This window comes from Jatrophihabitans fulvus (genome assembly GCF_054781375.1).
This window is the reverse complement of record NZ_BAAGUN010000001.1, coordinates 89,774-114,970: the sequence shown is the minus strand read 5'-3', so window position 1 is coordinate 114,970 and position 25,197 is coordinate 89,774. Positions and strand designations below refer to the sequence as shown.

Sequence of the window (25,197 nt, the reverse complement as noted above, 5' to 3'; positions counted from 1 at the left end):
CGTCCTCGCCAGCAACGGCGTCCACCGCGAGAGGTTCTCAGGTTTGTCAGCATCACCACGCGGTGGACTAGGCGTGACGGCACGGTCGGCCATGCGCCGCGCGGTTATCGCCTACAGCACGTTCAACAGGCGACGCAAGGCACGCCAGATCACTGGCTTCATGCTGGATCACGCCGTGGGCGACGTGATCTTCGTCGGGTGCAGTCCCGGCGCCAATCCCAACGAAGGCATCGTGGAACGTGCCGTTGCCGAACGGAGCACGGTGCTTGCCGCCTGCGACGTTCTTGAGTGCACCGTGCCATGGCCGTTCGTGCGTGCAGACGGACGCGCCCTGCCGTTCCCCGACAAGAGCGCCGACATGGTCCTCGCGAACGCGGTCATCGAACACGTCGGCGACCGAGCCGACCAAGAACGCTTCGTGGGCGAGCAGTGCCGGGTGGCCCGGTCCTGGGTGATCACCACTCCGAACAGGTGGTTCCCCGTCGAGTCGCACACCTCGACCGCGTTCGCCCACTGGTCGGCAAGGTGGCGCGCACGACGCCCCGAATTCACCCGGCTCATGTCACGTAGGGAGTTCACCGCGCTGCTACCGGACGATGCTGTCGTCGTCGGCCGCCCGTGGTCGGCCACCTTCACCGCATATTGGGTCGACGCCGCTGCGAAACCGACACCATGACGGCGAACGAGACACAGCTTCGGACGCGACGCGACGTCCTCACACGCCTGGGCGCAGCGGGCAAGAGCAACCGCGGCGCAGGTGGTTACTCGCGATGGGTCAATCGCCCGTTGGGCCGACAGTTCGCCGCCGTGGCTTTCTTGGCCGGCCTGAGTGCCAACCAGGTGAGCCTGATCAGCGCGGCCTGCACCTACACCGCCATCGCCCTCGTCGCACTGGTTGCTCCGAGTTGGCCGATGTCCATCGCGGTGTGCGCCCTCCTGGTGCTCGGGTACGCACTCGATTCCGCGGACGGACAAGTCGCCCGCCTGCGCGGATCCGGCTCACCCGCCGGGGAGTGGCTCGACCACGTACTGGACGCGATCAAGTTGAGTACGTTCCACCTGGCAGTTGCGGTGTGCTGGTTCCGTCACTTTGATCTCGAACGACCTTCCGCCCTGCTGCTACCACTCGCGTTCTCGGCGTGCGCCACGGTCTACCTCTTCACGATCATGTTGACAGACATGCTCCGACGGGTGGAGCGCCTGCGCCACGGCGGCACCGGCGACACCACGTCGCGCGTCGACCCGAACGAGGCGGCGCCGGTCTTGCGCTCGATAATCGTCATTCCCGTCGATTACGGGGTTTTGTGCCTGGTGATGGCGCTGCTCCCACTCCATGACGTGTTCGTCGTCGTCTACGGCCTGCTGGCGGTCACCTTCGCGGCCTTCCTGGCGGCTGGATGCGCGCAGTGGTTCAGAGAACTGAAGCGGATCAGCCGCTAGCCGGACGGTCAGGCCTCTAGGCCGACGTGGTGATGGCAAGGAAGCGTCAAGACGACGCGATCCGGCGCCCCAGTGCAGCTCGCAGCAAGGTGCTCGAGGTGTGCACGGTGTACGGCAGATAGACCACACGCACACCGACCGTGGCCATCTCACGTTCGAGAGCCTCGCCCTTCGGCGTGCCGCGCCAGTCGTCGCCCTTGACGACGACATCGAAGTGGAGACGGTGCCACATCTCGATCTTGCTGGAGACGTCCTCGACCTCGACCTGATCGACATGCCTGATGCTGGCGACGATCTCCACCCGCTCGGTCAGCGGAACTACCGGCGACTTGCCCTTGACCGCTAGGGACCGCTCGTCGCTGACGACCCCGGCGATGAGGTGATCGCACTCCATCCGCGCGTTGCGCAGGATGTTCAGATGGCCGATGTGGAACATGTCGAAGATGCCGGGCACGTAGCCCACCGACCTCGTCTGGTGTGTCATCGCGTCCCCCAACGCGTCTCGCAAACCGTCATCGACGGCCCTGCGCCGCCCGTGCCCAGCGGGCACTCACAGCTTCACCCGAGCATAACACGCAGCCTTACGCCAAGGACCTTCGAGCAAAAAGCAAGACCCGCTGGTCCCGAGTAAGATTTCTGTTAGTCTCCAATTACAGGTCAGTTGGTCCTGACCAGCAGGTTCAGCATCGGGGGCAGTCAAGCGGGGCAGTCACGTCGAGGAGCCGATCCATGCCACGCCCGACACCGAGCGGCCACGCCACCCGTCCCCTGCCGTTCCGCCCTTCGCCAGATCGCGACGCCACCCGCACAAGCCTGTGGTCCCGTGTCGGACGTACGTGTCGAAGCACCCTTGCGCCCACCGCGGTCGTCGCCACCGTCGTCATCAGTGCCGCCGGCGCGGCAGTGGCCGCAACTGCCGGCAACACTTCGAACAACACAAGCAACGCACGACGGGTCGTCGCCGCGGACTCCTTCGACCGCACCGTCGCGCACGGCATCGGCCGCGCCAAGGTCGGTGGCGCGTGGACCCTCTCGGGGCGGGCGGCGACATCGGTGCGCCACGGCGCCCTTCGCGCCTCCGCGCAGCGACCCGCCAACACGGTCACCGCGATGCTTCCTTCGGTCCGGGCTTTGGACGTCGACACCAAGGCCGTGTTCTCGCTCAATCTGGCATCGCAACGTTCCCGGGGTCTGTACCTGTCCGTCGAGGCACGACGCCAGGCGGACGGCCGCGCGTACCGCGGGAAGGTCGCGGTCGACAGCGCCGGCCGACTCGTCGTCAGCGTCAGCCGGGTCGCCGGACGACAGGTGCAGACGATCCTCGGCGGATACGCCCGGGGCCCACGCGCGCTCCGCGCCGGCCAGCAGATCAGCGTCCAGATGACGGTGCAGGGAACCTCCAAGGTGCGTATCGGCATGCGCACCTGGGTCACAGGGTCGGCAGTGCCGGGATGGCAGGTCGAGAGGACCGACTCGACCACCTCGCGTCTGACGACCGCAGGCGCAGTGGGTGTCCGCGTCTACCGTGGGGCGAGCTCCTCCGCGTCGGGATGGAACTTGGCTCAGTTCAACGCCTGGGCCGTTGCACCGAAGCGCGAGACGTCCTCGCCGGCCTCACCCTCGTCGCCACCACGCCACACATCACACCCGACGCCCCCCACCTCGGGCGCCCCGACGTCCGACCCGACGTCCGACCCGACGTCCGACCCGACGTCCGACCCGACGTCCGACCCGACGTCCGACCCGACGTCCGACCCGACGTCCGACCCGACGTCCGAGCCGACGTCCGAGCCGACGTCCGAGCCGACGTCCGAGCCGACGTCCGAGCCGACGTCCGAGCCGACGTCCGAGCCGACGTCCGAGCCGACGTCCAGCGACACTGCGACCCCGACAAGCCCGGTCTCGACCCCGGTCTCGACCCCGGTCTCGACCCCGGCGAGTTCCCCCAGCACGACCACAGCTTCGCCCCCGCCGCCGGCGACGGACATTCAGCCGAGCGCGGCCAACACCGGCGTGCCTGCCGGCACCGTGCTCCGGGAGTACAACGGCAATCTCAAGCTGACGGCGTCGGGAACGTACAGCGGACTCGACATCCGCGGCTTCGTCTATGTGATGGCACCCAACGTGGTCCTTCAGAACTCGATCATCCGGGGCGCGCCCACGACGAGCCGGACCGGACTCGTCACGAACCTCACCGACTCTGCCAAGAACTTCGTCCTGCGGCACTCCGAGATCGTTCCGGACTTCCCGTCGGATTACATCGACGGCATGACCGGCTGGAACTACACCCTGGATCACGTGAACATCCACGGCACGAAGGACGGCGCCAAGATCTTCGGGAACGACGTCACCATCGTCGACTCGTACATCCACGATCTCAGCTACTACGCGAACGACCAGTTCCAGAACGGCGGGCCCTCGCACAACGACGCCATCCAGATCCTCGGCGGCAAGAACATCTCGATCCACCGCAACACCCTCCGGGACGGGAGCAACGCGGCGCTCCAGGTCACGCAGACGAAAGGCCCGGTCACGAACCTGACGTTCACGAGAAACTGGACGGGCGGCGGAGCGTGCACCGTCAATCTCCAGGACGCTCCCTTGACGTCTATGACCGGGATCACGCTGGACAGCAATCTGTTCTCACGCACGAGCAAGTACAACTGCGCCGTAATCGCGTTCGACGGGGTGTCGTTCAACAATCTGAACAACAAGTGGTTGGATGCCCCGGGTGCGATCACCGTCGTCCGCCGGTCATGACGGACGTGGCCGACCTGCCGCGCGCAACGGCGGGTCGGCCACGGAGTGGTCCCCTGCAGGTGGCACACTTCGAGGTTCCTGCCGCTACGGAGGGCCCGAGTGCCGCACATCCTCTTCGTGTGTACTGCGAACCTCTGCCGGTCACCCATAGCCGAGCACCTGCTTCGTGCAAAATTGCGACATTTCGACCTTGCCGCCACGGTTGCGTCTGCGGGTACCAATGCGCATGTCGATCAGCCGATGAACAAGTCAGCGGTCAAAGCGCTGCGGAAGCACGGAGTGACCGTCCCAAAGACCTGGCGGTCACAGCAGATCACTCCGGGCCTGCTCAAATCGAGCGACCTCGTGCTGACTGCAACCCGCGCGCACCTCGTCAAGGTGCTGACGCTGCACCCGGCGTCGCTACGGCGCACCTTTGTTCTCGGAGAGTTCTGCGACTTCCTCGTCGCCGGTGGCGACGCTGACGACAAGTCGAACACGATCGAGGATCTCGTTCTCCGCGCCCGGCGCGGTCGCGCGACGATCCGGGGCGACCGCGCACCGGTCTCACACGACATAGCCGACCCGATCAACGGTACGAGCGCCGACTTCGAGTCGTGCGCGAATCAGATCGACGGGTTCTTGCGGACTATTCTCGGCGACGCCTGACCTGAGGGCGCCGCCGAGCCCCCGCACGAGGAGCTACCGGCCTGCAGGCCGTAGCGGGTCCGTGACGAACGCCGTCGTCCTCGTTACCAGAGACGCGATGTCCGGGACGGCGGCGGCTGTTGCCGAGGTCTCCAACTCGACGCGCCCACCTGCGAGGTGGAGTGCCATCTCCGGGAAGCTCGAGTAATGGGGACCGATGATGTGCGCAGCGCCGGCGAGGAGGTACAGGTCCACGACGGCAGAACGGATGGCCTCACGTGAGTTGTAACCGCCCTTGTCCGCGAGACCGAACGTGCTGCCGAATTGGGAGGCCAGAGCTGCCTGCACTTCGGGAACGTCACAGGACACAAAGAACGAAACGTCCGGCGCGCACTCGCGGATCTCGCGCATCCGCTGCTCGAACCAGCTGACAGGCGACTGCTCACGCGATTGTGCATGTGAGTGCTGATGGGCCCGGATCATCACTCCGACGTACGGCGCACCCGCCAGGAACCGCCGATGGAACTCGACGATGCGCTCCGCAAGGCCGGTCTCGGGCACGAGCGCGCGCAGGTCGGCCCACCAATCGGACGAGCCGTCAGCGTCTTGCACCGGCTGACTCGTCCTGATGAGCCACCGGCGTTCCCGACGTGCAGCCGCCCGCCACTCGACGGTCTCGTCCCGGTAGCGATACCGCAGAGCGAGCGCACGCACGACCGCGGGGCGCACCTCCGGCTCGTCGAACTGCCACAGATCCTGCAGCCGCGCACCGAACGGTTTGCCGGTCGGCCAGCAGTACGCGAACCGGCGCTGCTCTGCCACCGCCAGCGCACGCGCGCTCAGCAGGACGCGAACGCGATTGCCGAGACCTGCGTAGGGTTTCAGGCAAGCGATCAGCTGCAGCGCCGGCCGGCCCGACCGGTCAGCGAGCATTCGTTTTGGTCAGCTGTTGCTGCTTAGGCCCCGTCGGTGGCGTGTCGCCGTTCGGTTCGACAGTCTTCCCCGCCTGCGCGGGCTTCTGGGCCGCCGTGTCCTCATCCGGATCGACCTGGGCCGAGGCGGAGCGGCGGAACCTCAGCCTCCGAGCCGGCTGAATCTGACCGTAGCCGTAATAGGCCTCGGCCTTGCGGCCGACGCCGTTCAGCACGACACCGAGGACGTCGGCCCCGAGCTGTTCGAGTGAGCCCAGCGCCTCGATGAACTGGCTACGGGCCACGCGGGCGCGGCGCAATCGCCTCAGGCGTCGACCGACCGGGGACACCTGCGCGACAACGATGGCGCCGGTCAGCTCGCGCGCGAGAACGGCTGCGTCCGTCACGGCGAGCAGAGGGGCGCAATCGAGAAGCACCACGTCGTAACGGGCCGCGACGTCAGCCAGGAGCTGGCGCATGACGGACGAACCCAGCAGCCGTCCGGCCGTGGGAGGGACTGGCCCTGAGGCGAGCACGTCGAGGCCTGAATCGACTCCGTAGGGCTGAACGACGTCATCGAAGTCTACCTGCCCGATCAAGACGTTCGACAGGCCGGCCGCACCCTCGAGTTGCAGGTAGGTCGCGACCGACGGCGAGCGGAGGTCGGCATCGATCAGCAAGGTGCGCTTGCCGGCCTCGGCGCTGGCCAGTGCGAGATTCACGGAGATGCTGGATTTGCCCTCCTGCGGCAAGGTCGACGTGACGACGAGCGCGAGCGTGTCGCGGTCCACTCCCAGGAAGGACAGGTTGGTCTGGACCCGCCGGAACGCTTCGGCTTGAACGCTGTTCGCGTTGTCCCGAAGGACGACGTGGTCGCGGGCGACAGCCCGGTCGGCCATGATCTCGCCCAGGACGGGGGCGTCGGTGAGGCCGACGACGTCTCGGCGCCCCCGTACGCGGGTGTTCAACATCTCGATCAGCACTGCGATGGCCAAGCCGATCAACAGTCCGCCGAGCAGCCCGATGGCGAGGTTGACGGTCTTGCGAGGAGTGAACGGCGCCGATGGCGGTTTGGCGGGTGAGACCGTCTGGGCGTCGACCGTCGGATCGCCGTTGTCGGACTTGGGGGACAACTCGCGCGCCGTCGCCTCGAGCTGGGTGGCCACGGCGTTGGCGATCCGCGCTGCCTGGCGGGGACTACGGTCGACGGCCTTGATCTCGATGATCACGGTGTCGGTCGACGCGCTCGCCGTCACCTTCGACGCGAGGTCGTCCGCAGTGAGGCCACCACCTAGGGCCTCGCTGGCAGGCCCGAGAACGACGGGCAGGCTGGCCGTCTGCGCATAGGTCAGCATCTGGCTCTGCGTATAGCTCGAGCCCTGCGACAGGTCGCCAGCGGTGTCACCGAACGGCAGGGTGAAGTACACGCTGGCGCTCGCCCTGTATAGGGGGGTCTCCGTGAAGGAGACCACGCCGGCCACCACCACGGCCGCGACGGTTAACACGGCGACGACCGCCCATCGTCGGCGGATGGCAGCAAAGAACTCCCGCAATGACATGGACGCTCCCTAACCCATCCGGCGTCGTCCGACACCCGGGATCGGCGGGGGTCGAAGCAGTGCAGTGGCCTCGATCGTGACGTGGCTGTGCAAATCACCAGCGTGCGCCATCGTAGGTGTTCTTGCCAGCTGGGGCCGGACGTCACGGCTCGGTACGGCGTCCGCGTCACGAGGCGGCGTGTCACGCGTGGCCTGGGCGGCCACCGCGAAACCCACCATGAACCAGAAGAACACCGCGTACTGGGTGATGAGGGCGACCGTCGCAAGCGACGGGATCTGCGCGGCGATCGCGACGGTAGCCGGTCGTGACCGCCCACTGACCACGACCCCGGTCACGAAGGTCAGGATCCCGGCTGCCAGCAGCAGGGCCAGCAAGCCGTATGTCAGACCCAACAGGATGAGTTGGCTGTCGATGGAGGCGAAGCGACCGAACCGCAGGGTCCCGTCTGCGGAACGCTGTGCGGAAGCCGACGTGCCGACCACGCTCATGTCGGGAATCAGGCCGAGTAGCTGGCCCCGGTAATCCGAACTGCGCGTCGCCTCCGAGCCGGCCGTCTCGAAGGTCTGCGTGGCGAACGGCACGATGACGAGGGCGAGGGCGATCATGACGGTCGCCACCGTCGCTCGGGCCGCCGCGGTCAAGCCGCCTCGCATGAAGAGCAACGAAAGCGCAAGGCCGATCACCGCGCACAGGATGCCTGTCCGGCTGAACGTGAGGACGCACGCGATGATCATCAACAGCGCGCACCCGAGGCGCGCCGACAAGCGGAAGCGGGACGCCAGGACGAGCGGGATCCCCAGAGCGAGCGACGATCCGAGCGCGATCGGATGTCCGAACGCCGCTTCCACACGCGGACGGCCGCCTCTCTGGAGCAGTTCCGACCACAGCCCGTAGGTGGGTCCGGCGAACTGCCTGATCGACACGAACGGGTTCGTGGCGGTGATGAATTCGACGACAGCGAACGCGGCTACGACCGTCAGAATCACACCGACGCACCCGTACAGCCAGCGGGCATCGACGCGTTCACCGGTCAGGCGACCGAGGACGAATGCGGGGCCCCATACCGCGACGACTCCGAAGGTCGCGGCCTGGCTGCCGCCGCCGACGACGGTGGGCAACAGGCACACTGCGAAGAACGCCAGCGCGGCCCAATCCATGAACGTGGGACGCGACGGCAGGGTCGGGAGCAGACACACGAGTGCAAAGAATGTGACGAGGACTGCGAACGGCAGGAAGGTGAAGGACGGCAGGCCGGTCCACCACGGGACGAAGCAGATCACCAGTAGCCACGTCGTGGCCACCGCCCGCGGCCGCTGGTGCAGCAGGACCAAAGCCAACGCCAGGATCCCGGCGGCGAACAGCAGCGTCGGCAGCTCGTCGCTCGACGGGATCATGGCCGCACCGTACCTCCCGCGCGCTGGGTCTTCGCCCGCGAACGCGCACCGCGCGCCGCGCGCATGGTGCGTCCGGGTTCGGTGAGCACGAATCGCCAGAATCCAAAGCCGCGATAATGCGGCGCAGGATTTCCTGCGAGCCGACGTCCGATGAGGCGACCTGGCAACTCACGGACCCGCCGGACCTGCGAAGGCTGAACGGCCGTCACGGCCGCGGCATCGACCGGCTCCAGGACCAGCACGCCCGCTTCCTGCGCGCGGCGCAACAGGTCGTGCCCGCGAGCTGTGCGGGCGAGCGCGACCGACGTGCCCGCGCCCTGCGTGAAGACGGGGTACCCGTGGCCGTCGACGTCCCACAAATCGCCGACAGCGATATCGGCGGAGCGCCCCATGCCGTCAGGGCAGATCTTGCACCGCTCCTGGATCCGGCGCCCGAGCTTCTCACCCCAGGCCTGGTCGTAGGGCGCCCTTCCTTGCAAGGTCGGCAGACCCTCCCGGGCACCACCGACGACCGTGAACTCACCTGGCCAACCCTGACCGCGGTACCGCAGCGAACGGACTTCAGTCTCGGGGACGCCGAGCTCCTCGGCCAACTCGTCTGTCGCGTGCTGCGAAGGGACGCCGGCGCAGAAGAACGAGAGCAGCACCGGGCGGGCGGACCTGGCAGGTGGTACGAGTGCCGACGCCGCCGAAACCTCGCAGGGTTTACCCACGAAGACCGTCGCCGCGTCGATTGCGCCATCCGTCAGCAGCGCCGCACTCGACGTCGGTGCATAACGAGATCCCGCCGTGCCGACGATCTCCTCGCGGGTGCTCACGCGGAGACTCACCGTCCTTGCCGGGCGCTGCGGGTCGCTGCGGGCAGCGACGACCTGCGACGCAAAGCCATTCGCCACCAGCCAGGCCGAGAGCGCCGTGATGACGCCTCCGCTGCTGCCCGACCAACGGATGTCGTCGGCCGTCGCCCATGCCCGCCACGCCGATACGTACGGACCGAGAACCGGATCGGTGTTCTTCGCTTCTGCCGGGCGTGGCGCGACGACACGCTCGCCCGGACATGCCTGATGGAACTTCTGTGCGGCGTCGGCAGGCACCAGACCATCCGGACGGACGGACGGACGGTTGAATCCTTCGTCGTCCAGCTGCATGGTCACCGTCGGGCTCAGCGCGGCGCAGGCGCCGCATCCGGAGCAGTTGCCGGCACGCACGACATCGCGGATCTGCTCATGGAACAGGTCGGCTGTCGGAGCGCGACGAAAGAGACGGTTGCCACGGAAAATGCCACGGAACTGGTGCATTTAGTGCCTCTTCACGGCCTTGCGTCCCACGTGCGCGACGTCCACCAATTCGGCGCGAACGGCGGGGACCAGTGCGCCGAGCACCAGATACGAGGCGACGCCGCTGGCCGAACCCAGGAGAAGTTGCACGACGCCGCCTGCGTCGGCCAGCGCCCGAACGGTTCCGAAGCTCGCAGCGGCCGCGACAACGGCGCAACCGACGATGCGCGCAGCGCCGCGGTAGAGCCGCGTCGTGGGCATGTCGGTCAGTCTCGACAACCACCAGAGCGAGATCGGCCAGGCCATCGCCGGAGCAATAGCGAAGCCCGCCGCGACGCCCACGATCCCCCAGACGCTGCCGATCAACACGCACACGATCTTGATGGCCAGGCTCACGAGGCTGTACCAGACGAGCTTGCCCGTGAGTCCCCTGGCCAGGTAGACCCAGTTGCCGACGTAGGAGATGGTCTGGAACATGCCCGCCACGGACATGAGGGCGAAGATCGGCACCGCGTCGGTCCACCGATGACCCAGCAGGACGAGTACGAGGGGCTGCGAGACCCCCGCGCTGATCGCGAGGCCGCCCACGAGCGTGAACCCGAGGGCCCGCTGGCCGCGCACGAGGAAGTCGTCAGCACGGCGTCGGTCGTCTCCCACCATGCGCAGCACCGGCAGCGCGACTGAGGTCGTCGGCGCGCGCAACTGCGTCAACGGTCGCATGAGGAGCTGATATCCCCGGTTGTAGTAGCCCAGTTGCGTCGGCGAGAAACGCAGACCGATGGTCACCGTGTCGACGTTGTTATTGAGATAGCCGATGACCTGGCTGCCGACCAGTCCGATGCCGAACCGCACGAACGGCCTCACGCTCACGCCGCGGCGAGGACGTTTCGGAATCCAACGGGTGAGAGAGACCAGCCACACGAGAGTGACCACGCCAGCGAGCAACTGTTGCACGACCAGTGCCCAGTAGCCCGGGGATGCGGCAGCCAAGGCGATCGCTGCGACGGCGCCGATGGCCTGACTACCCACGTTGACGGCGGCGATGGCCCCGAAGCGCAGATGCCGATTAAGATCCGCTTGATGCTGGGCGGCCATACCGTTCAGCAGGAATGTGAAAGCGAGCGCGCGCATGATCGGCACGAGCTCGGGCTGACCGAAGAGATCCGCCACCAGCGGCGCGGCCGCGATGGCAAGGACCGTCAGGATCAACCCGATCGCGGTGTTGCACCAGAACAGAGCCGAGCGCTGCTCGGGGCTCACCGAAGGTGCCTGCACGGCGGCGGTCGAGAGTCCGAAGTCGCGGAAGATCTCGCCGATGGCGACGACGGCCAGCACGATCGCTACCAGTCCGTAGTCGGCCGGGTCCAGCAACCGCGCGAGGATGGACACCGAAACGACCTGAATCAGGATGCGCCCGATCTGCCCCAGGAACACAGCCAGCGCGCCTCGCGCCGCCCGGGCGCCGAGGGTGGGCTCACCCGTTGCATCCCCGATGGCCTCACCCACGGCCTCGTCGATGGCGCCGTCCCTGGCCTCATCCGCGGCCTCGTCCAAAGCGCCATCGGAGAGCTCGGTCGACAGCACAGGCCTTGCGACCACCGGGCCTGGCTCACTGTCAGAGTGCGTCGACAAGTGCCGTCCTCGCCTCGAGCACGCGCTGCGCTGCTTCGTCGACCACCCTGGACACCGCGTCGGGCAGCCGCGGATCGTCGACGGAAGCGCGGACCCGGTCGACGATGTCACCGCCGTCGGTGCGGAGATCGAAGCTGTGTTTCCAACCGATCGCCGAGAGCAGGGGGGTGAACTTCCTGGAGTAGGCGAGCGCGATGGCCGGCCTGCCGACGGACAGCGCGTTGAGACAGGCGTGCATGCGTGAGCCGATCACGACCGACGCCGTGGCCACCATGGCCCGAACGTCGTCGAGCCCGGTGGGGACGAGCACCTCGACGGCCGTGTCGAGACTCGCAGCGAGTTCCTGGACCGCTGCGACGTCGTTGTCACGTAACGGCCCGGCGAGGACGTGCGCCAGCAGGCCGACCGTACGGCCGCCCGCGGTCAACTCTCGCGCGAGCCGAGCCACCGTCTCGCGGTAGCGGCGCGCGTCGACATGCGGATTCTCGTTCCAGAGCAAGCCGGAGACGTTGAGCAGTACGTCACGCGTCGCCGCGGCCGGATGCGCTCGCGGCAGCGCGAACACCACGTCGCTTGTCAGCACGTCAGCGGGCCTGCCGAGTTCGGCCGCCACCGACGCGCTCACCGGATCGCGCACCATGATCAGCCGCGACGTTCGCAACGTGCGACGTGCCAAGGCCTGACCGCGTCGTGTGTCGAAAGGGCCGATTGTCTGAGGCCCCAACACGAGCGGTACACGAGCACGTCGCACCACCTCGGACATCAACGACATCGTGACGAGCCGGCGCATCCCGTAGTGATCGGTGAAACTGTCTCCCCCGCGGGTGTCGACAACCACGTCGAAGGTCTTCACCCAGTCGACCAACTCGTCGTGGGGGGTGGCGAGACGACGGGCGAGGCGGCGCGGGTAGCCGATCCGAACCGGCGCGTCACCCTCCCCGTAGCCCTGGAACCGGGTCTCCACCGCGTGCTCGGCCTCGGCGAACGCACCGTCGATCAACGACGCCGTACCTCGTGCCAATGTGCGGACGCCGAGGTTCGTCGACTCGGCATCGGCCCAGAGAATTAGTGCGCGCACGTCGACCACGCTCTCATTGCGTCCCCCGAGCGCGCGCAGGGCGTGCCCAGAACCAGAGGCCTGCGGCACATCCGCGGAGGGCGGGAAGCAGCGCCGACCTCACCTTCGCCGGCAGGGGACGAGGCGTACCGCGGCTGATCACCCGCCTGACATCTGACGGCGTGTGCACGATCCAGCGCATCACGCCCGGTGCGGTCAGGTGCTTGGCCGCGAAGACCAATCGATTGCGACAGTTGTAGTAGTAATACGCCTGCGACTTGTAACCACCGCCGCCTTGGGTCCCGCCGACATCGTGAACGACCTGGACGTCCTTCAGCGAGCGGACGCGTCCACCGACATGCTGGACGCGGATGCTGAGGTCCACATCCTCCCAGTACATGAAGTAGTCGGTATCCATGCCGCCGATACGCTCCCAGAGCGTTCGCCCCACCGCGAAACATGCGCCCGACACCCACGCCGGCCCGTCGTGTCGATCCGTAGTGTGAACTCGTCCAATTCGTACGTCGAGACGTCCCAGCGAACCCCAGGTCCGTCCCGTCGGGTCGAGGACGACGGGCGCGGCAAGCACGTCGGGATCGGCGGCCACGACGCCGACCAACGCCTCGACGTCTCGACGCGTCAGCCTGACATCTGGGTTCACCACGACAACGGAATGCATTCCGAGTTCAAAAGCACGACGTACGCCGAGGTTGACACCGATCCCGAAGCCGACATTGGTCGGAGACGCGACCAGATTCCAGCCCCGCTCCGAGACGAGGGCGGCCGCGCGCTGCGACGACGCGCGCGACTCGAAGTTGTCGACCAGGACGACCGGGAACGAGGTCGGGCCGGCCCAGCCCAGGTTCCGTTCCACGAGTCTGTCGGACGCATAGTTCACCACGACAAGTGCGATGCCGGACGAGTTCGACGTGCCCGTCATCGTCGAGCCGATCGTCGGTCTTCAATGGCATCCCTGTAGATCTCGGCGTGCCGCGCTCCGACGCCGTCCCAGGAACGCGCGGACAGATCCGGCGCCGCCGCCTCGGGGCGGGGGGTCGCAAGTGCGCGCTCGAGCGCTTCGGCGAGCACGAGTCTGCGTACCGCGGGGTCGGACGTGTCGGGAAAGGTCAGAATCCATCCGGGCCCGACCTCTGCCGAGAGTGCGCGGTTCACGGCGTTGTCGGGCACCAGGACCCGACGGCACAGCGACAACGCGAGCAGGACCGCGCCCGAATTCTCCATCTCGCTGTAGGGAAAGACCGCGACCTGCGCCCGACCGATCTCCGACGCGATCTGTGCGTCGGACAGAAACTCCAGGTTGACCGTTATGCGGCGATCGCTCGCAGCGGCAGCAGTGATGTCCAGGCCGAGCTGCTCCGAAGCAGGCTGACCGGCCACGGACAGCGAAGCGCTCGCGTCCGTGACCGCGTGGAACGCCGTCATCAGGTCGAGGACGTTCTTGTAAGGACGGATGTGCCCGACGAAGGCGAGGCGACCCGGGACGATCGGGTCGACACGGTGCTCGGCAAACCAGTCCGAATAGTCACCGTGCGGCACTACGACCGACCTGCCGATGAGCGACGAGTCTCCGACATCGTTCAACACGATGCGCGCGTCGGTCGACCGCTCCAGCAGGGCCAGCAGCGCTCGCTGCTGGACCGATGGTCGTTCGTGGGGCGCCACGTTGTGCACTGTCCGCACGACGGCGACCCGCCCCATACGCCAGCGCAGGACGAGCGCCAGGAACAGCAGCTGACGCGCGCCGCGACGCAGGGGAGTCCTGCCGCTGAGCAAGATCTCGGGCCAGTGGACGTGCACCACGTCGTACCGCGCCGACAATGCACGTCGCCACGAGAAGTGCATGAGTTCGATGCCGGGCTCGGCGGCGAGCGCGCGCGCCAGTTGAACGATGTACGGATTGGTCTTCGCCCCGGGCTTGGGAAACGACGTCAACACCCTTGTCGTCGCGGGCGTTCGCGCATACTCACTAACCTGGCGGCCGACGGCGGCGGTCAACATACCGTAGCCGCGGTTGAGCGCCTTGTGTCCGCGGGCGTCGTGTGCCGTCGATCGCGTCACCGCGCCTACCCCGATCAGCAGTGCGCCGCCAGCGACCCGGACGAGACCGCGGGTGATGGACCGGACACGCACCTGCGTTCGTTCGCGAATGCCGCGCGCGAGACGTAGGCCTACGACGACGTCGGAGTTGCCGGTGCGGCGTGCGCGCCCCAGAACCCACTCCCGCGTCGCTCTATCGGGCGGCACGTGATCCACGACCACCGCCTCCTGGCACCAACGGATCTCGCCACCCTCGCGGACGAGGCGGCGGGTGAATGCGCTGTCGCCACCTCCCGTCAGCCCGTACGAATCCTCGAACCGCAGACCGCGTCGGCGGACGTCGTGGAGGTCGAGCAACAGGTTGTTCGTCGCTGCGACGGAGACCCTGGTGCCGGTCGGTAACGACCTCCGGACGAAGAAACCCCCGGCCCGCAACCACTCGTCCGGCTCGGAAGTGAAGTCCGAGATCACCTTGCCCTGGACAGCGGACGGCCGATGGCGCTCGAATTCGGTCAGCAGCGCGGTCAACCACCCCGGCAGCACCTCTTCGTCGTCGTCGACGAAGACGAGGACGTCGGCGTCCTTCGCCTCGTCGAGCGCCCGGTTCCGTGCGGCCGAAATACCGGGCTCCGGTTCATGCAGGTACCGAACGCCGAGATGCTGAAATCCCTCGACGGCAGCACGCGCGCCGGCATCGGGATCGTTGTCGACGATCAGGATGGTGAAGCGCTCGCCTCCGTCTCGGGCTCGCGCGTCGCGTTCGCTGATCAGCGAACGCAGACACCGGACCAGATCGTCCGGGCGTCGATAGGTCGCCACAGCGAGCACCACGTCCACGTCGAGCGATCGACCCCGGGCATCCGCCTGTTCGCTGGGCGGCATCACTGGCTGGACCCACTCCTCGTCAGTCACACGGTCGGCGCACCCCGTCGCCTGGAGCAGGAGGCAGGGCACGACTGATCCCCGGGCTGCACGGCAGCCCGGGGATCAGTGTCTCACGCCGGCTTCACGACGAAGTCGTCGAAGGTGACGACGACCGGCGTCACCGTGGAACTGCCTGACAGATAAGCCCGCAGACCCACCGCGCCCGCCGTCTGCAACGCCGGCTCGGTGTCGGTGCCGCTCACCTGCCACGTGGCGGGCTCCGTCGAGCCCGTCGGCCATGCCTTGGCAGCGAGTGTGGCGGACGAACTACCCACTACGGAGAACGCCAGGTTCAGCTTCTTCCCAGCGGTGTAGGTAAGCGGGAGGGTGACAGAACCGATTGTGGTCGTGTCGGGCCCGACGACCTTCCTGAGGTACAGCGTCGTGGACGACGGCAGAACCTTGACGCTGAGGAAGTAGTACCCGGAGGTGGAGGACCGGGCGACCACCATCGCCCAGCTGCCGCCGCCTGTGGGTACGGAGTCGAAGGACACCGTCGTGGTCGCGACAACATCCCGCGCCGAGGTCGCGTTGAGCGTGGCGCCCGGACCAGCGCCTGCCTTCGCGAGCGACACCGTCCCGACACCGTTCGCGACGGAGAAGGACGGGCGGGACGACGTGGGGATTGACCAAGCGCCTCCGACATCGGCTGTTCCCCAGCCACCGGTCGCGGTCCGATCGAAGGCGTCCGTGGCGATGTTCGCGTTCGGCGCGGTCACGGAGACCGAGTCCGTGTGGACATCGGTGGCACCGTCGTCGTCGGTCACCGTCAGGGTGACGACGTAGGTGCCGCTGGCCGCGTAGGTGTGCTGCGGGTTGGCAGTCGTGTCCGTGGCGGACGAGTCGCCGAAGTCCCAGGAGTAGCTCGAAATCGTGCCGTCGCTGTCGGACGACCCGCTGCTGTCGAAACTCGCCGTCAGTCCTGTCGCGGTTGTCGTGAACGCAGCGGTCGGTGGCACGTTCTTCGGCGGCGCCGTCACGGTGACCGTCTTCGAGATCGAGTCGGCTGCGCCGGCGTCGTCCTTGACGGTCAGCGTCACGACATAGCTCCCGGCCTGGTCGTACGTGTGGGTCGGCGAGATGCCGGAACCAGCCGCGCTACCGTCCCCGAAGTCCCAGGTGTAGGACGCGACCGACCCGTCCGGGTCCGCGGACGCGGTGCCGTCGAACGACGCGTCGAGGAAGTTGGCGCTCTGGGTGAAGGCCGCCGTCGGCGGACGATTGCCCGATGCCGGCGAGCTCAGGAAATGCTGCTTGACCTGGCTCGGCGTCAAGACGCTGAGGTAGACCGCGACCTCGTCGATGGCGCCCTGGAAGTAGGGCTGGACGCCGTCCCAGGCGTTGTCGCCACCGACGCGCCAGTAGCCGGTGTAACCCTCGGCACCGGTCTGCGGGTTCGTCGCGACGGAGTCGCCGTCGACGTAGAGCGTCATGCCCCCCGAGCCCTGGGTCGCCACCATGTGGTGCCACTTACCGTCGTTGTAAGACTTGGGCGAGATCGCCTCGTTGAGCTGCCCGGTGTAGGTGCCGAAGGTCAACGTTCCATTGGCGTTCATGAACACGTGACGGTCGTACGAACCGGACAATCCCGTGCGCGAGTTGCCGAATCCGATGAGCTTGCCGCCCCGGGTCGTGGTCGTCTTGAACCACAACTCCTCGGAATAGTTCGTCGGATTGGCGTAGGACGTCGAGGAGCCCATCGTTCCGGACGAGCCGTCGAAGGTGACGCCGGTCCCGTTCAAACCGGTGACGGTCGACTGCGTGCCGTACGTGATCCCGCCCTGGTAGGCACCCGACGCCCCGTTTCCAGAGGTGTCGGCGGCGGTCGGACCCGACTGCTCGTCGAGTCGCCAGTAGAGGTCGGGAGCGTCCTGGTAGACCGACTTGCCGTACGCGTCCGTCGGCGCCGGCGGGATGTCGAGCGATCGACCGCTGGCCACGTAGTGCTGACGCACCTGCGTGAGGTTCAGCGGCCTGTCGTAGATGGCGACCTCGTCGATCGCCCCGTTGAAGTATCCGTTGCCGGACCAGGGGCTGTCACCGCCGACGCGCCAGTAACCCGTATAGCTCTGGGCAACGCTGGTGCCGTTGTTGGCGCCGATGCGCTTGCCATCGACGTAGAGGACGATGCCCGTCGGGGCCATCGTGCCCACCACGTAGTGCCACTGCCCGTCGTTGAGCGCGTTCGCAGTGTTCACGGTGTACGACGCATTGTTGTAGACGCCGAAGTACACCCGACCCGACGGGTCCATGTAGATGTGGCGGTCGTAATTGCCGCTGTTACCCGTGGTGCGGTCGCCGAAGCTGACGATCTTCCCGCCAGTCGTCGACGTCGTCCGGAACCAAGCCTCCGTGGTGAAGGTGTTCGGGCCCGGAGTCGCGACCGGATCGAATCCGAAACCGCTGGTGGAGCCGTCGAACTTCGACGCCAGGTCGCTGTCTCCGTTCACCGCTCCGGCGGCGCCACGGGTCACACCGGAGTTCGTGGTCAGGTCCTCGCCGGTCGCGTAGTCGTACGACGTGGAACCCGACTGCTCCCCGAGGCGCCAGTAGTGGATCGCGCCGTCGTCGAGAACGGTGTTCGCATAGTTGCTCAATGTCGCGCTCGACACGGTCACCGAGACGGGGTTGCTCCGCGCGATGTTGCCGTCGGCGTCGCTGGCGATCCACTGGTAGGTGTACGTCGAGCCGGGCGTGAGACCACTGTCAGTGAAGGACAGGGTCGACTGGTTCCAGAAAGGCGAGGCCTGACTCGTGGTGTACACCGGATCGGCCGTGCCGGTGCGCTTGAGCTGGTAGGTCAGATTGAGATCGTCGCGGTCGTAGTTGCGCGGAATCGAGATGCGCGCCTTGCCGGCCGAGACAGACAGCGCCGACGACACCCACCGGTCACCGGAGAGTCGCGGGCCCTCGCCGGTCGACCCCGAAACCGACTGAACTCCGAAGCGAACGAGACCCTGCTGCCGCTGCCCGTTCACGTACGGGAACTCGCCGCCCATCGCGACGTACGTGCCATTGCCGGTCACGGTCCACGCCGCCTGCCCCTGGCCGGTCGCGGTGCCGGTCACGAAGTCGGGGAACCAGTTGATCATTGCCGGGGCGGGTTGACCGCTCCAGTCCTTATAGATGCCGTTCACATTGTCCGAGCGCGTGAGGGTGCCCTCGGTCGCCGCGGTGAAAGCGGAGGCGTGGCGCATGTTGCCCGGGGCCGGGTCCTTCTGCGGGTAGCCCCCGACGCCTGAGCAATCGTGCTTGTGGCTCACCTCGTAGACGTTGGTGCCGTCCGAATAGGAGTCGTACGTGTCGCCGTGACAGTCCTCGAGCCACTTGATGTTCCCGCTGTCCGGGTCCGCCGAGAAACTGCCCTCGAGGTTTCCGGCGGCGACGTCGGCGTAGACCCAGCCGGTGCCGTAGACGGCGTTGGCGTCTGCGCTCAGCGAGTAGATGCCCGCACGACCCGCCGTGTTGCCGTTGACCACTGTGGCGGGCGCCGCCCAGGGAAGGACGGAGCCGTCGACCAGTGACAGGGCGGCAAGGCCGCGCTGCGTCGCACCGTTGATGAGAGTGAAGCGGCCGCCCACGATGAGTTTGTCGGCCTTCGGCGTGACCACCATCGAGTCGACCTGCAGGTCCGCGGTCGGCGCCCACCCGAGAGGCTTGCCGTTCAGGTCGAACGCAGCCATGTTCTTGCGGGCGATGCCGTTGGCGGCCGCGACCAGCCCGCCGACGTAGACCGCGTTGTTGGTCACGGCGATAGCGTTGACGTACGAACCGCCGACTTGGGCCTTGAAGGTGTCGATCAGCTGGCCCGTCGCCGTGCTGAACGCGGCGAGGTTCGCGTGCGGAATGCCGTTCACCGTCTTGAAGGAGCCACCGACGTAGATGCGCGAGCCGTCCGGCGACTTGCGCACGACCTTGACCTGGCCGTTCAAGACCGGCCCGAACGAGTTGACGAGGTCACCGGTACGGATGTCGTAGGCAAGAAGGTTGGAGCGCGGGGTCAGGTTCGTACCCGGCGCCGCGCCGGCGGGACGGGCATTGGTGAACGAACCGCCGGCGTACACCGTGTTCCCGACGATCGCCTGCGACCAGACGACACCGCTGTCGATCTGGACGGTGGGAAGCGGATCCGCCGTCACCGTCTTGGCGTTGCGCTGTTGTACCGGAGGTGGGTTGTTGTCCGTCGGAGCAGCGGCGGCGACCGCTGGGGCGACCAGCATGCTCCCGACGACCGCTACGGCAGCCGTGAGCGCGGTCCACCCGCGGCGTGTGTTGAGCGACTTGATGTGCATGACGTTCCCCCGGTTCATGCTGCTGCTCCGCGGAAGTGCGCAACGGGTGCGCCGGCGGAATAACTGACGAAGATGTCCACCCGCGAGCGCCGGCTCGCGGGTACGACGAATACGTAGACGCCGCGGGCCGTGGCGCCGGCTACCACGGTTTCGGGCAGTGCCTTCGCGGGCGCCTCGGTCGTCGGCGTACCTACCTGTCCCTCCGAATCGACCAGTTCCACAGAAGCCGACCCCAGGTCGAGCGAGCGACCCGAACGGTTCTGTACGCCGATCGTCACCGCCAACGCGGCACCGGCGATTTCACCGGGTCCGTTCGCGCTCACCTTGGTCGAACGGATCGCGGGAAGCGAGATGCGCACTGCCGAGTCGACCGATGACGGCTGGTCGAGTCCGACCACGGGACGCGTCGCGACCGACTTCGGCGACAGGGTCTCGTCGATCGTCCCTCTGGTCCGTGAGGTCCGCGAAGTCGAGGGGGGCGAGGAAGCCGAGGAGCGCGTGGGCTTGGTCGCCGACCCTGTTGCGGGACCGGACGACAAAGGCGGAACGCCCGGGGTCGGCACCACGGAAGAAGAGCCCGCTACAGACCCCTGCGCGGCCGAACTGCTGGCCGGGCGGCTGTCGCTGGTGCACCCGGCGACCAGAGTTGCCGCAGCGCAGGTGACCATGCACCAGGTTGCGACGCGCGTGAGCGCAGATGACGCGGTTTGCACCGCCATGATGATTTTCCCCCGAAAGACATCGTTCGATCCGAGTCCCCCACGCGGATCGACCCGTGAAACATAACCCGAAACTCACGGGCTCGCCAGTCGGAACGGATCGCCATAGGTCCCTGAAATGAGGGCTTTCGACCAAGTCGGTCGGCAGTCAGACGTCCTGTCGATGCGCAAGCCGGAGGACGCACGCGTTGATGTCCGACCTGTAGCGGGTGACCGAGAAACGGGCACGCGCCGACTCGCGACCGTTCTCGGCCAGGCGAGCCGCATTCTGGACATCGTCCAACACCTCGGCAATCGCCCCGGCGAGCGCTTCGGCATCGTCGGTGGGCACCAGAAGCCCGGTCTGCCGATGCTGGACCACCTCCGCGAGCCCCTGGACCGCAGAGGCGACGACCGGTCGCCGTGCGAGCTGCGCTTCCACGGCCGTGTTTCCGAACGGCTCAGCACGGGAGGGCACGACCACGACCGCCGCTCGTTCCAGCGCATCGGTCGTCGGGTTGACATAGCCGAGAAAGGTCACTGCTCCGGCAAGGTCTGGAAGGGACGCGCGGTCAGTCAACTGCTTCTCGAACCACTCGTAGCCTTCGTACGCGGTGCCGCAGATGTCGAGCGTGACGTCCCGCCTGGTGCGACGAAGCAGCGCCACGGCCTCGAGGGCGATATCGGTGCCCTTCCGTGGCGACAGGCGGCCGACCAGTACTACGCGACCGGCCGTCGAACGTTCCGGGTCACAGGGCCCCCTGTCCGGCACACCGTTGTAGACGACGGTCGTCTTGCGCCGCAGTCGCGGGGCTGTCTCAAACAGCACATCAGCAGACGCCCGACTGTTGGCGACCACCGACCGTGCGAGCAGCAGCGGAAGGCCCAGCGCCGTGCGGATGACGCGCGGCACGGAACTCGCCGCCCCCTCCGCCTCGTGCACGTGCACCATGACCGGCACGCGAAGAATCCACGCCGCGATGACCCACAGCGGGATCGTGACGGTGTTGACGTAGACCACGTCGGGTCGTTCATGACGAATGCGGCGCAGGAGTCTCACGACATCGCGCAGAATCAGCAGGGGAAGGGACAGCAGGCCGCGCGGGCGAAGAAGCGATTTGCGCAGCACGAGAAATGGTTCGATTCGCGTCTCCGCGCCTGTCACCCGTTCGAGAAGCGGCCCGTCCTCGGGCAGATGGAGCGAAACGTGGCAGCCCGCTGACCGCAGCCCTGCGATCGACTCGGCGACCTGCAGGTCCGAGCCGTACACGTCCGCGGACGGGTGAGCGATCAGGACGCGCGTCCCGTTCATGGCCATCGGCGCGGCTGCCGCCAACGCCGGTCAGCCCGCCTTGGGCATGACGGATTCATCCGCCACCGCGTCCGGAGACCAACTGACGGAGGCCGCCTTCGGAGCGTCGCCGGTCGCCGGGGGCGCCACGACGATGCCGTTGCGACGCCCGGTCGGACGGACCCCGCGCGGGCCGCGACGCAGCTCGCGCGAGGCGAGACGGCGGCACAGGGCCTCGTACTTGTCGGCGACGTCGTCCCAGTCGTACCGGCGGGCGGCGACCTGCGACGCGAGTCCGCGGGCGATCGTCTCGCTCGGGCGCGCCTCGGCGCGCTCGATCTCGGCCCGGACGCCCTCGGCGTCGCGGAAGTAACGGCCGGTGCCGGTGAGCACCTCACGGTTGAAGACCACGTCGAGAGCGATGGTCGGCGCCGCCGAACCCATCGCACGCAACAGCGAGGGGTTCGTGCCGCCGACCGAGTGGCCGTGCAGGTACGTCGCGCTGTTCGCGTACAGCTCGTCGAGCAGGTCCTGGTCCCACACGCCGCCGAGGAAGCGGACGCGGTCGTCGGCCAGTTCGTGCAGGCGGCGGGTGTACTCGTCGGCGTACGGCGCGGAACCGACGACGACGAGCGGCTTCGTCGCCGAACTGCGGCGGTACCCCTCGACGATCGTGTGCACGTGGTTCTCGGGCTCGAAGCGTGCGACGACGAGGTGGTAGCCGCGGCGGCTCAGGCCGTACTCGAGAATGCGCTCACGTCCGGCGTCGACCAGCAGCGGTGCGCCGTAGGCGATCTGCTCGGTGTCGGCGCCGAACTCGTCGCGGTAGTAGTCGGCGATGCCCTGCGCGTCGGCGATCAACGCGTCGGACCACTTGACCGCCAGCGACTCGGCGTTGCGGTAGTAGGCGCGACCCGCGCCCTGCCACTTGGAACGGCGCCACTCGAGACCGTCGACGTGGGTGGCGACGGGGATGCGGCGGGCACGCAGCAGCGGCAGGAAGGGTGAGTTCGCGGCGTTGAAGACGATCGCGGCGTCGGCCGGGCGCAGCATCTGGTGCAGCACAGACAGCGCCGTGTGGCTCAGGGTCTCGAGCGACTTCTTGCGGACGGCGGGCAGGTGCACCAACTGCATGCCCTCGTACTCGGTCGGGCGGTCCTCGCCGTCGGCCGTGCGGCAGTAGACGACGACCTCGTGCCCCGCCTTGACGAGCCGCCTGCCGACCTCGTCGACGCAGGTCTCGAAGCCGCCGTACCGAGCCGGAACGCCTCGAGTACCCACCAGTGCGATCTTCACGTGAATTCCCCCGAATTCCTTACGATGTGCGCCTGCCCCCGCAGGCCGTCGTGCTGCGCTCTCCGCTGTGTCAGAAAGCGCCTTCGGCGCGGACGACCGCGCGCATCGTCTTCCAGAGCACGACGAGATCCAGTGACAGCGACCAGTACTCGACGTAGCGCAGGTCGAGCCGGATCGACTCCTCCCACGACAGGTTGCTGCGTCCGCTGATCTGCCAGAGGCCGGTCATGCCGGGCTTGACGAGCAGCCGCCGGCGGGCGTCGTTGTGGTAGCGCTCGACCTCGGACGGCAGCGGCGGGCGCGGCCCGACCAGCGACATCGAGCCGGTGAGCACGTTGATCAGCTGCGGCAGCTCGTCGAGCGACACCCGGCGCAGCAGCCGGCCGACCCGGGTGACGCGCGGATCCTGCTTCATCTTGAACAGCACGCCGTTGCCGTCGTCCGCCCCCACGAGATCGGCCAGCCGCGCCTCGGCGTCGACGACCATGGTGCGGAACTTCCACATGGTGAACTCGCGGCCGTTGCGACCCACCCGGGTCTGCCGGAAGAACGCCGGCCCCCGGCTCGTGGTGCGGATGACGAGCGCGATGCCCATCAGCAGCGGGCTGAGCAGCGTGAGCGCCAGCGCGGCGACGGCGCGGTCGAAGGCGCCCTTCACGACCCGGCCGAAGCCGGTGAAGCGCGGCTCGTCGATGTGCAGCAGCGGCAGGCCGGCGGCCGGCTGCACGTGCATGCGGCGTCCGCCGAGCTCGGCGAGACCGGGCGACACGGCCAGGTTGGCGCGTGTGCCCTCGAGGCTCCACGCGATCCTGCGCAGGTGGCCCGCGCCGACGGCCCCGGACAGGACGGCCACGGTGGGCGCGTCGAACGCGCGCACCACGTCGGCGATGTCGTCGACGGGACCGAAGTTGCCGACGCCCAGGTCGTCGAGCTGCGCGGCCGAGCGCTGCGCGACCGGCCCGACGGGGCAGGCGCCGACGACCTCGAGCCCGGCGTACCGCTCGCGGCGCAGCAGCATCGCGAAATCGGCGATCGCGTCGGCGCTGCCGACGGCGATGACCGGCGTCAGCGAATTGCCGCGCGTGCGCCGGCGGTGCAGCACCTTGCGGGCGGCGTACCGGCCGACGGCGACCATCGCCAGCGTGAGCGCCAGCGCCGGCACGACGACACCGCGGGTGAGGTTCACCCCCGTGAGGTAGGTGCCGAAGACGGTGGCCACGGTGACGTAGAGGAAGGCGCGGAAGATGCGCGCGAACTCGTCGTTGCCGGCGCCGACGAAACGACGCTCGTACCCGCCGTTGCCGACGGTGGCGACCAGCCACGCGATCGGCAGCAGCACGCCGAAGACGAGATCGGCGCGCCCCGTCGCGGTGCCGTTGAACAGGAACGCCAGCTGCACGGCGCCGAGGCCGACCAGCAGGTCCAGACCTGCGAGCACGAGCGGGTAGAGGTCGCGACGTGGCGTGTGCGGGCCCGACGACAGTTCGAAGGGCAGCGGCGCCGGCGGCGCAACGGGCGCCGACGGACGTGCGTCGGGTTCGGTCAGTGCCGAGGTGGGGCCGGACGTGGCAGGTACGGCCACGAGCGTGGTGTCACGCTGCACGCGCACGGGCGCGCCGGTCTCCCCCACGGCAGCCGAACGGCTACCAGAAATCATGTGAATCCCCCGATTCACGCCGAGAAGTGGCTCCCCAACCCGGTCATCGGCCCCCCAGCCGACGATCAACTCGACGTCCCCCTGTTATATCGAGGTTTGGCGCCGCAGCCAAACCGGGATCGCGGAAAGGCTGCGACACGCCGAGTTCGCGGGACGTTCGTCCTGCCGTGACGCGCCCGACCCCGCCTTTCCGTGACACGCGGTTCGGCGCGACGCGAAGTGAAATGGCTGCTAAGTTCGGCTGACGGCGCGGAGCCACCACACGCCGGGGGGAACGGAGTGTCAGTAGGCCCCGCGCCGCCATCGGGTCGCCCGGAGGCGAT

The 25,197-nt window shown here is 67.8% G+C and carries 20 protein-coding genes; 5 read left to right on the top strand and 15 right to left on the bottom strand.

Translation table 11 applies throughout. The features are described 5' to 3' along the window. Positions 1–73 precede the first annotated feature (73 nt). Positions 74–676, top strand: coding sequence for a methyltransferase domain-containing protein (locus ACYVP9_RS00570; RefSeq protein ID WP_460602739.1), 603 nt, complete (start codon positions 74–76; stop codon positions 674–676). Positions 677–807: 131 nt separating this feature from the next. Next, complete coding sequence (locus tag ACYVP9_RS00565) at positions 808–1,440, top strand: CDP-alcohol phosphatidyltransferase family protein (protein WP_460602738.1); 633 nt, start codon at positions 808–810, stop codon at positions 1,438–1,440. Positions 1,441–1,486: 46 nt separating this feature from the next. Here ACYVP9_RS00565 and ACYVP9_RS00560 read toward each other — a convergent pair whose 3' ends face one another. Together ACYVP9_RS00560 and ACYVP9_RS00555 are read right to left on the bottom strand one after the other, a co-directional pair. Beyond that, entirely contained in the window at positions 1,487–1,924 is a 438-nt protein-coding gene (locus ACYVP9_RS00560; protein ID WP_460602737.1) for an adenylyltransferase/cytidyltransferase family protein, read from the bottom strand. A gap of 1,078 nt (positions 1,925–3,002) precedes the next feature. Beyond that, entirely contained in the window at positions 3,003–3,428 is a 426-nt protein-coding gene (locus tag ACYVP9_RS00555; protein WP_460602736.1) for a hypothetical protein, read from the bottom strand. A 25-nt stretch (positions 3,429–3,453) separates the two neighbouring features. On the opposite strand from ACYVP9_RS00555, the gene ACYVP9_RS00550 reads away from it, so the two are divergent. Then, complete coding sequence (locus ACYVP9_RS00550; RefSeq protein WP_460602735.1) at positions 3,454–4,200, top strand: hypothetical protein; 747 nt, start codon at positions 3,454–3,456, stop codon at positions 4,198–4,200. 99 nt (positions 4,201–4,299) lie between these two features. Then, a complete protein-coding gene (locus ACYVP9_RS00545; RefSeq protein WP_460602734.1) occupies positions 4,300–4,848 on the top strand; it encodes an arsenate reductase/protein-tyrosine-phosphatase family protein in 549 nt (182 codons plus the stop codon). A 33-nt stretch (positions 4,849–4,881) separates the two neighbouring features. On the opposite strand, the gene ACYVP9_RS00540 is transcribed toward ACYVP9_RS00545, so the two are convergent. The 10 genes from ACYVP9_RS00540 to ACYVP9_RS00495 form a co-directional block, all read right to left on the bottom strand. Next, the gene (locus tag ACYVP9_RS00540; protein WP_460602733.1) at positions 4,882–5,760 is read right to left on the bottom strand and encodes an O-fucosyltransferase family protein; all 879 of its coding nucleotides are present in this window, start codon (positions 5,758–5,760) and stop codon (positions 4,882–4,884) included. Then, on the bottom strand, positions 5,750–7,297 hold the full coding sequence (locus ACYVP9_RS00535; RefSeq protein WP_460602732.1) for a tyrosine-protein kinase domain-containing protein: 1,548 nt from the start codon (positions 7,295–7,297) through the stop codon (positions 5,750–5,752). The genes ACYVP9_RS00540 and ACYVP9_RS00535 overlap by 11 nt, the downstream gene beginning before the upstream one ends. Positions 7,298–7,306: 9 nt before the next feature. Further along, entirely contained in the window at positions 7,307–8,692 is a 1,386-nt protein-coding gene (locus ACYVP9_RS00530) for a hypothetical protein (RefSeq protein ID WP_460602731.1), read from the bottom strand. Further along, positions 8,689–9,990 carry a Coenzyme F420 hydrogenase/dehydrogenase, beta subunit C-terminal domain gene (locus ACYVP9_RS00525; protein ID WP_460602730.1) on the bottom strand — a complete coding sequence of 434 codons (1,302 nt, stop codon included), beginning with the start codon at positions 9,988–9,990 and terminating at the stop codon, positions 8,689–8,691. Before ACYVP9_RS00525 ends, ACYVP9_RS00530 begins: the two co-directional genes overlap by 4 nt. After that, positions 9,991–11,553: a lipopolysaccharide biosynthesis protein gene (locus ACYVP9_RS00520; RefSeq protein WP_460602729.1), complete on the bottom strand. Its 1,563-nt coding sequence runs from the start codon at positions 11,551–11,553 to the stop codon at positions 9,991–9,993. A 31-nt stretch (positions 11,554–11,584) separates the two neighbouring features. Then, on the bottom strand, positions 11,585–12,688 hold the full coding sequence (locus ACYVP9_RS00515; protein WP_460602728.1) for a polysaccharide pyruvyl transferase family protein: 1,104 nt from the start codon (positions 12,686–12,688) through the stop codon (positions 11,585–11,587). A 4-nt stretch (positions 12,689–12,692) separates the two neighbouring features. Then, positions 12,693–13,598 (bottom strand): glycosyltransferase family protein, encoded by a 906-nt coding sequence (locus tag ACYVP9_RS00510; RefSeq protein ID WP_460602727.1) that lies wholly within the window; start codon positions 13,596–13,598, stop codon positions 12,693–12,695. Further along, positions 13,595–15,628, bottom strand: coding sequence for a glycosyltransferase (locus ACYVP9_RS00505; protein ID WP_460602726.1), 2,034 nt, complete (start codon positions 15,626–15,628; stop codon positions 13,595–13,597). The genes ACYVP9_RS00510 and ACYVP9_RS00505 overlap by 4 nt, the downstream gene beginning before the upstream one ends. Positions 15,629–15,711: 83 nt before the next feature. Continuing rightward, entirely contained in the window at positions 15,712–19,950 is a 4,239-nt protein-coding gene (locus ACYVP9_RS00500) for a LamG-like jellyroll fold domain-containing protein (RefSeq protein ID WP_460602725.1), read from the bottom strand. Beyond that, complete coding sequence (locus tag ACYVP9_RS00495) at positions 19,947–20,291, bottom strand: DUF4352 domain-containing protein (protein WP_460602724.1); 345 nt, start codon at positions 20,289–20,291, stop codon at positions 19,947–19,949. The genes ACYVP9_RS00500 and ACYVP9_RS00495 overlap by 4 nt, the downstream gene beginning before the upstream one ends. Here ACYVP9_RS00495 and ACYVP9_RS00490 point away from each other — a divergent pair. Next, positions 20,284–20,718 (top strand): hypothetical protein, encoded by a 435-nt coding sequence (locus ACYVP9_RS00490; protein WP_460602723.1) that lies wholly within the window; start codon positions 20,284–20,286, stop codon positions 20,716–20,718. The two genes, ACYVP9_RS00495 and ACYVP9_RS00490, sit on opposite strands and share 8 nt — an antisense overlap. An 81-nt stretch (positions 20,719–20,799) precedes the next feature. Here the strand turns inward: ACYVP9_RS00490 and ACYVP9_RS00485 are convergent, their stop codons facing one another. The 3 genes from ACYVP9_RS00485 to ACYVP9_RS00475 form a co-directional block, all read right to left on the bottom strand. Continuing rightward, positions 20,800–21,966 carry a glycosyltransferase family 4 protein gene (locus tag ACYVP9_RS00485; protein WP_460602722.1) on the bottom strand — a complete coding sequence of 389 codons (1,167 nt, stop codon included), beginning with the start codon at positions 21,964–21,966 and terminating at the stop codon, positions 20,800–20,802. Between the two features lie 6 nt (positions 21,967–21,972). Continuing rightward, a complete protein-coding gene (locus ACYVP9_RS00480) occupies positions 21,973–23,217 on the bottom strand; it encodes a glycosyltransferase family protein (RefSeq protein ID WP_460602721.1) in 1,245 nt (414 codons plus the stop codon). Positions 23,218–23,287: 70 nt separating this feature from the next. Beyond that, positions 23,288–24,799: a sugar transferase gene (locus ACYVP9_RS00475; RefSeq protein WP_460602720.1), complete on the bottom strand. Its 1,512-nt coding sequence runs from the start codon at positions 24,797–24,799 to the stop codon at positions 23,288–23,290. Between the last annotated feature and the right edge of the window lie 398 nt (positions 24,800–25,197).

Bases quoted from the DNA above. Each gene is read 5' to 3' on its own strand.
- ACYVP9_RS00540 (WP_460602733.1), bottom strand. From the start codon at position 5,760: ATGCTCGCTGACCGGTCGGGCCGGCCGGCGCTGCAGCTGATCGCTTGC.
- ACYVP9_RS00510 (WP_460602727.1), bottom strand. From the start codon at position 13,598: ATGACGGGCACGTCGAACTCGTCCGGCATCGCACTTGTCGTGGTGAAC.
- ACYVP9_RS00490 (WP_460602723.1), top strand. From the start codon at position 20,284: ATGCGCACTGCCGAGTCGACCGATGACGGCTGGTCGAGTCCGACCACG.
- ACYVP9_RS00500 (WP_460602725.1), bottom strand. From the start codon at position 19,950: ATGAACCGGGGGAACGTCATGCACATCAAGTCGCTCAACACACGCCGC.
- ACYVP9_RS00555 (WP_460602736.1), bottom strand. From the start codon at position 3,428: ATGTCCGTCGCCGGCGGCGGGGGCGAAGCTGTGGTCGTGCTGGGGGAA.
- ACYVP9_RS00530 (WP_460602731.1), bottom strand. From the start codon at position 8,692: ATGATCCCGTCGAGCGACGAGCTGCCGACGCTGCTGTTCGCCGCCGGG.
- ACYVP9_RS00525 (WP_460602730.1), bottom strand. From the start codon at position 9,990: ATGCACCAGTTCCGTGGCATTTTCCGTGGCAACCGTCTCTTTCGTCGC.
- ACYVP9_RS00535 (WP_460602732.1), bottom strand. From the start codon at position 7,297: ATGTCATTGCGGGAGTTCTTTGCTGCCATCCGCCGACGATGGGCGGTC.
- ACYVP9_RS00560 (WP_460602737.1), bottom strand. From the start codon at position 1,924: ATGACACACCAGACGAGGTCGGTGGGCTACGTGCCCGGCATCTTCGAC.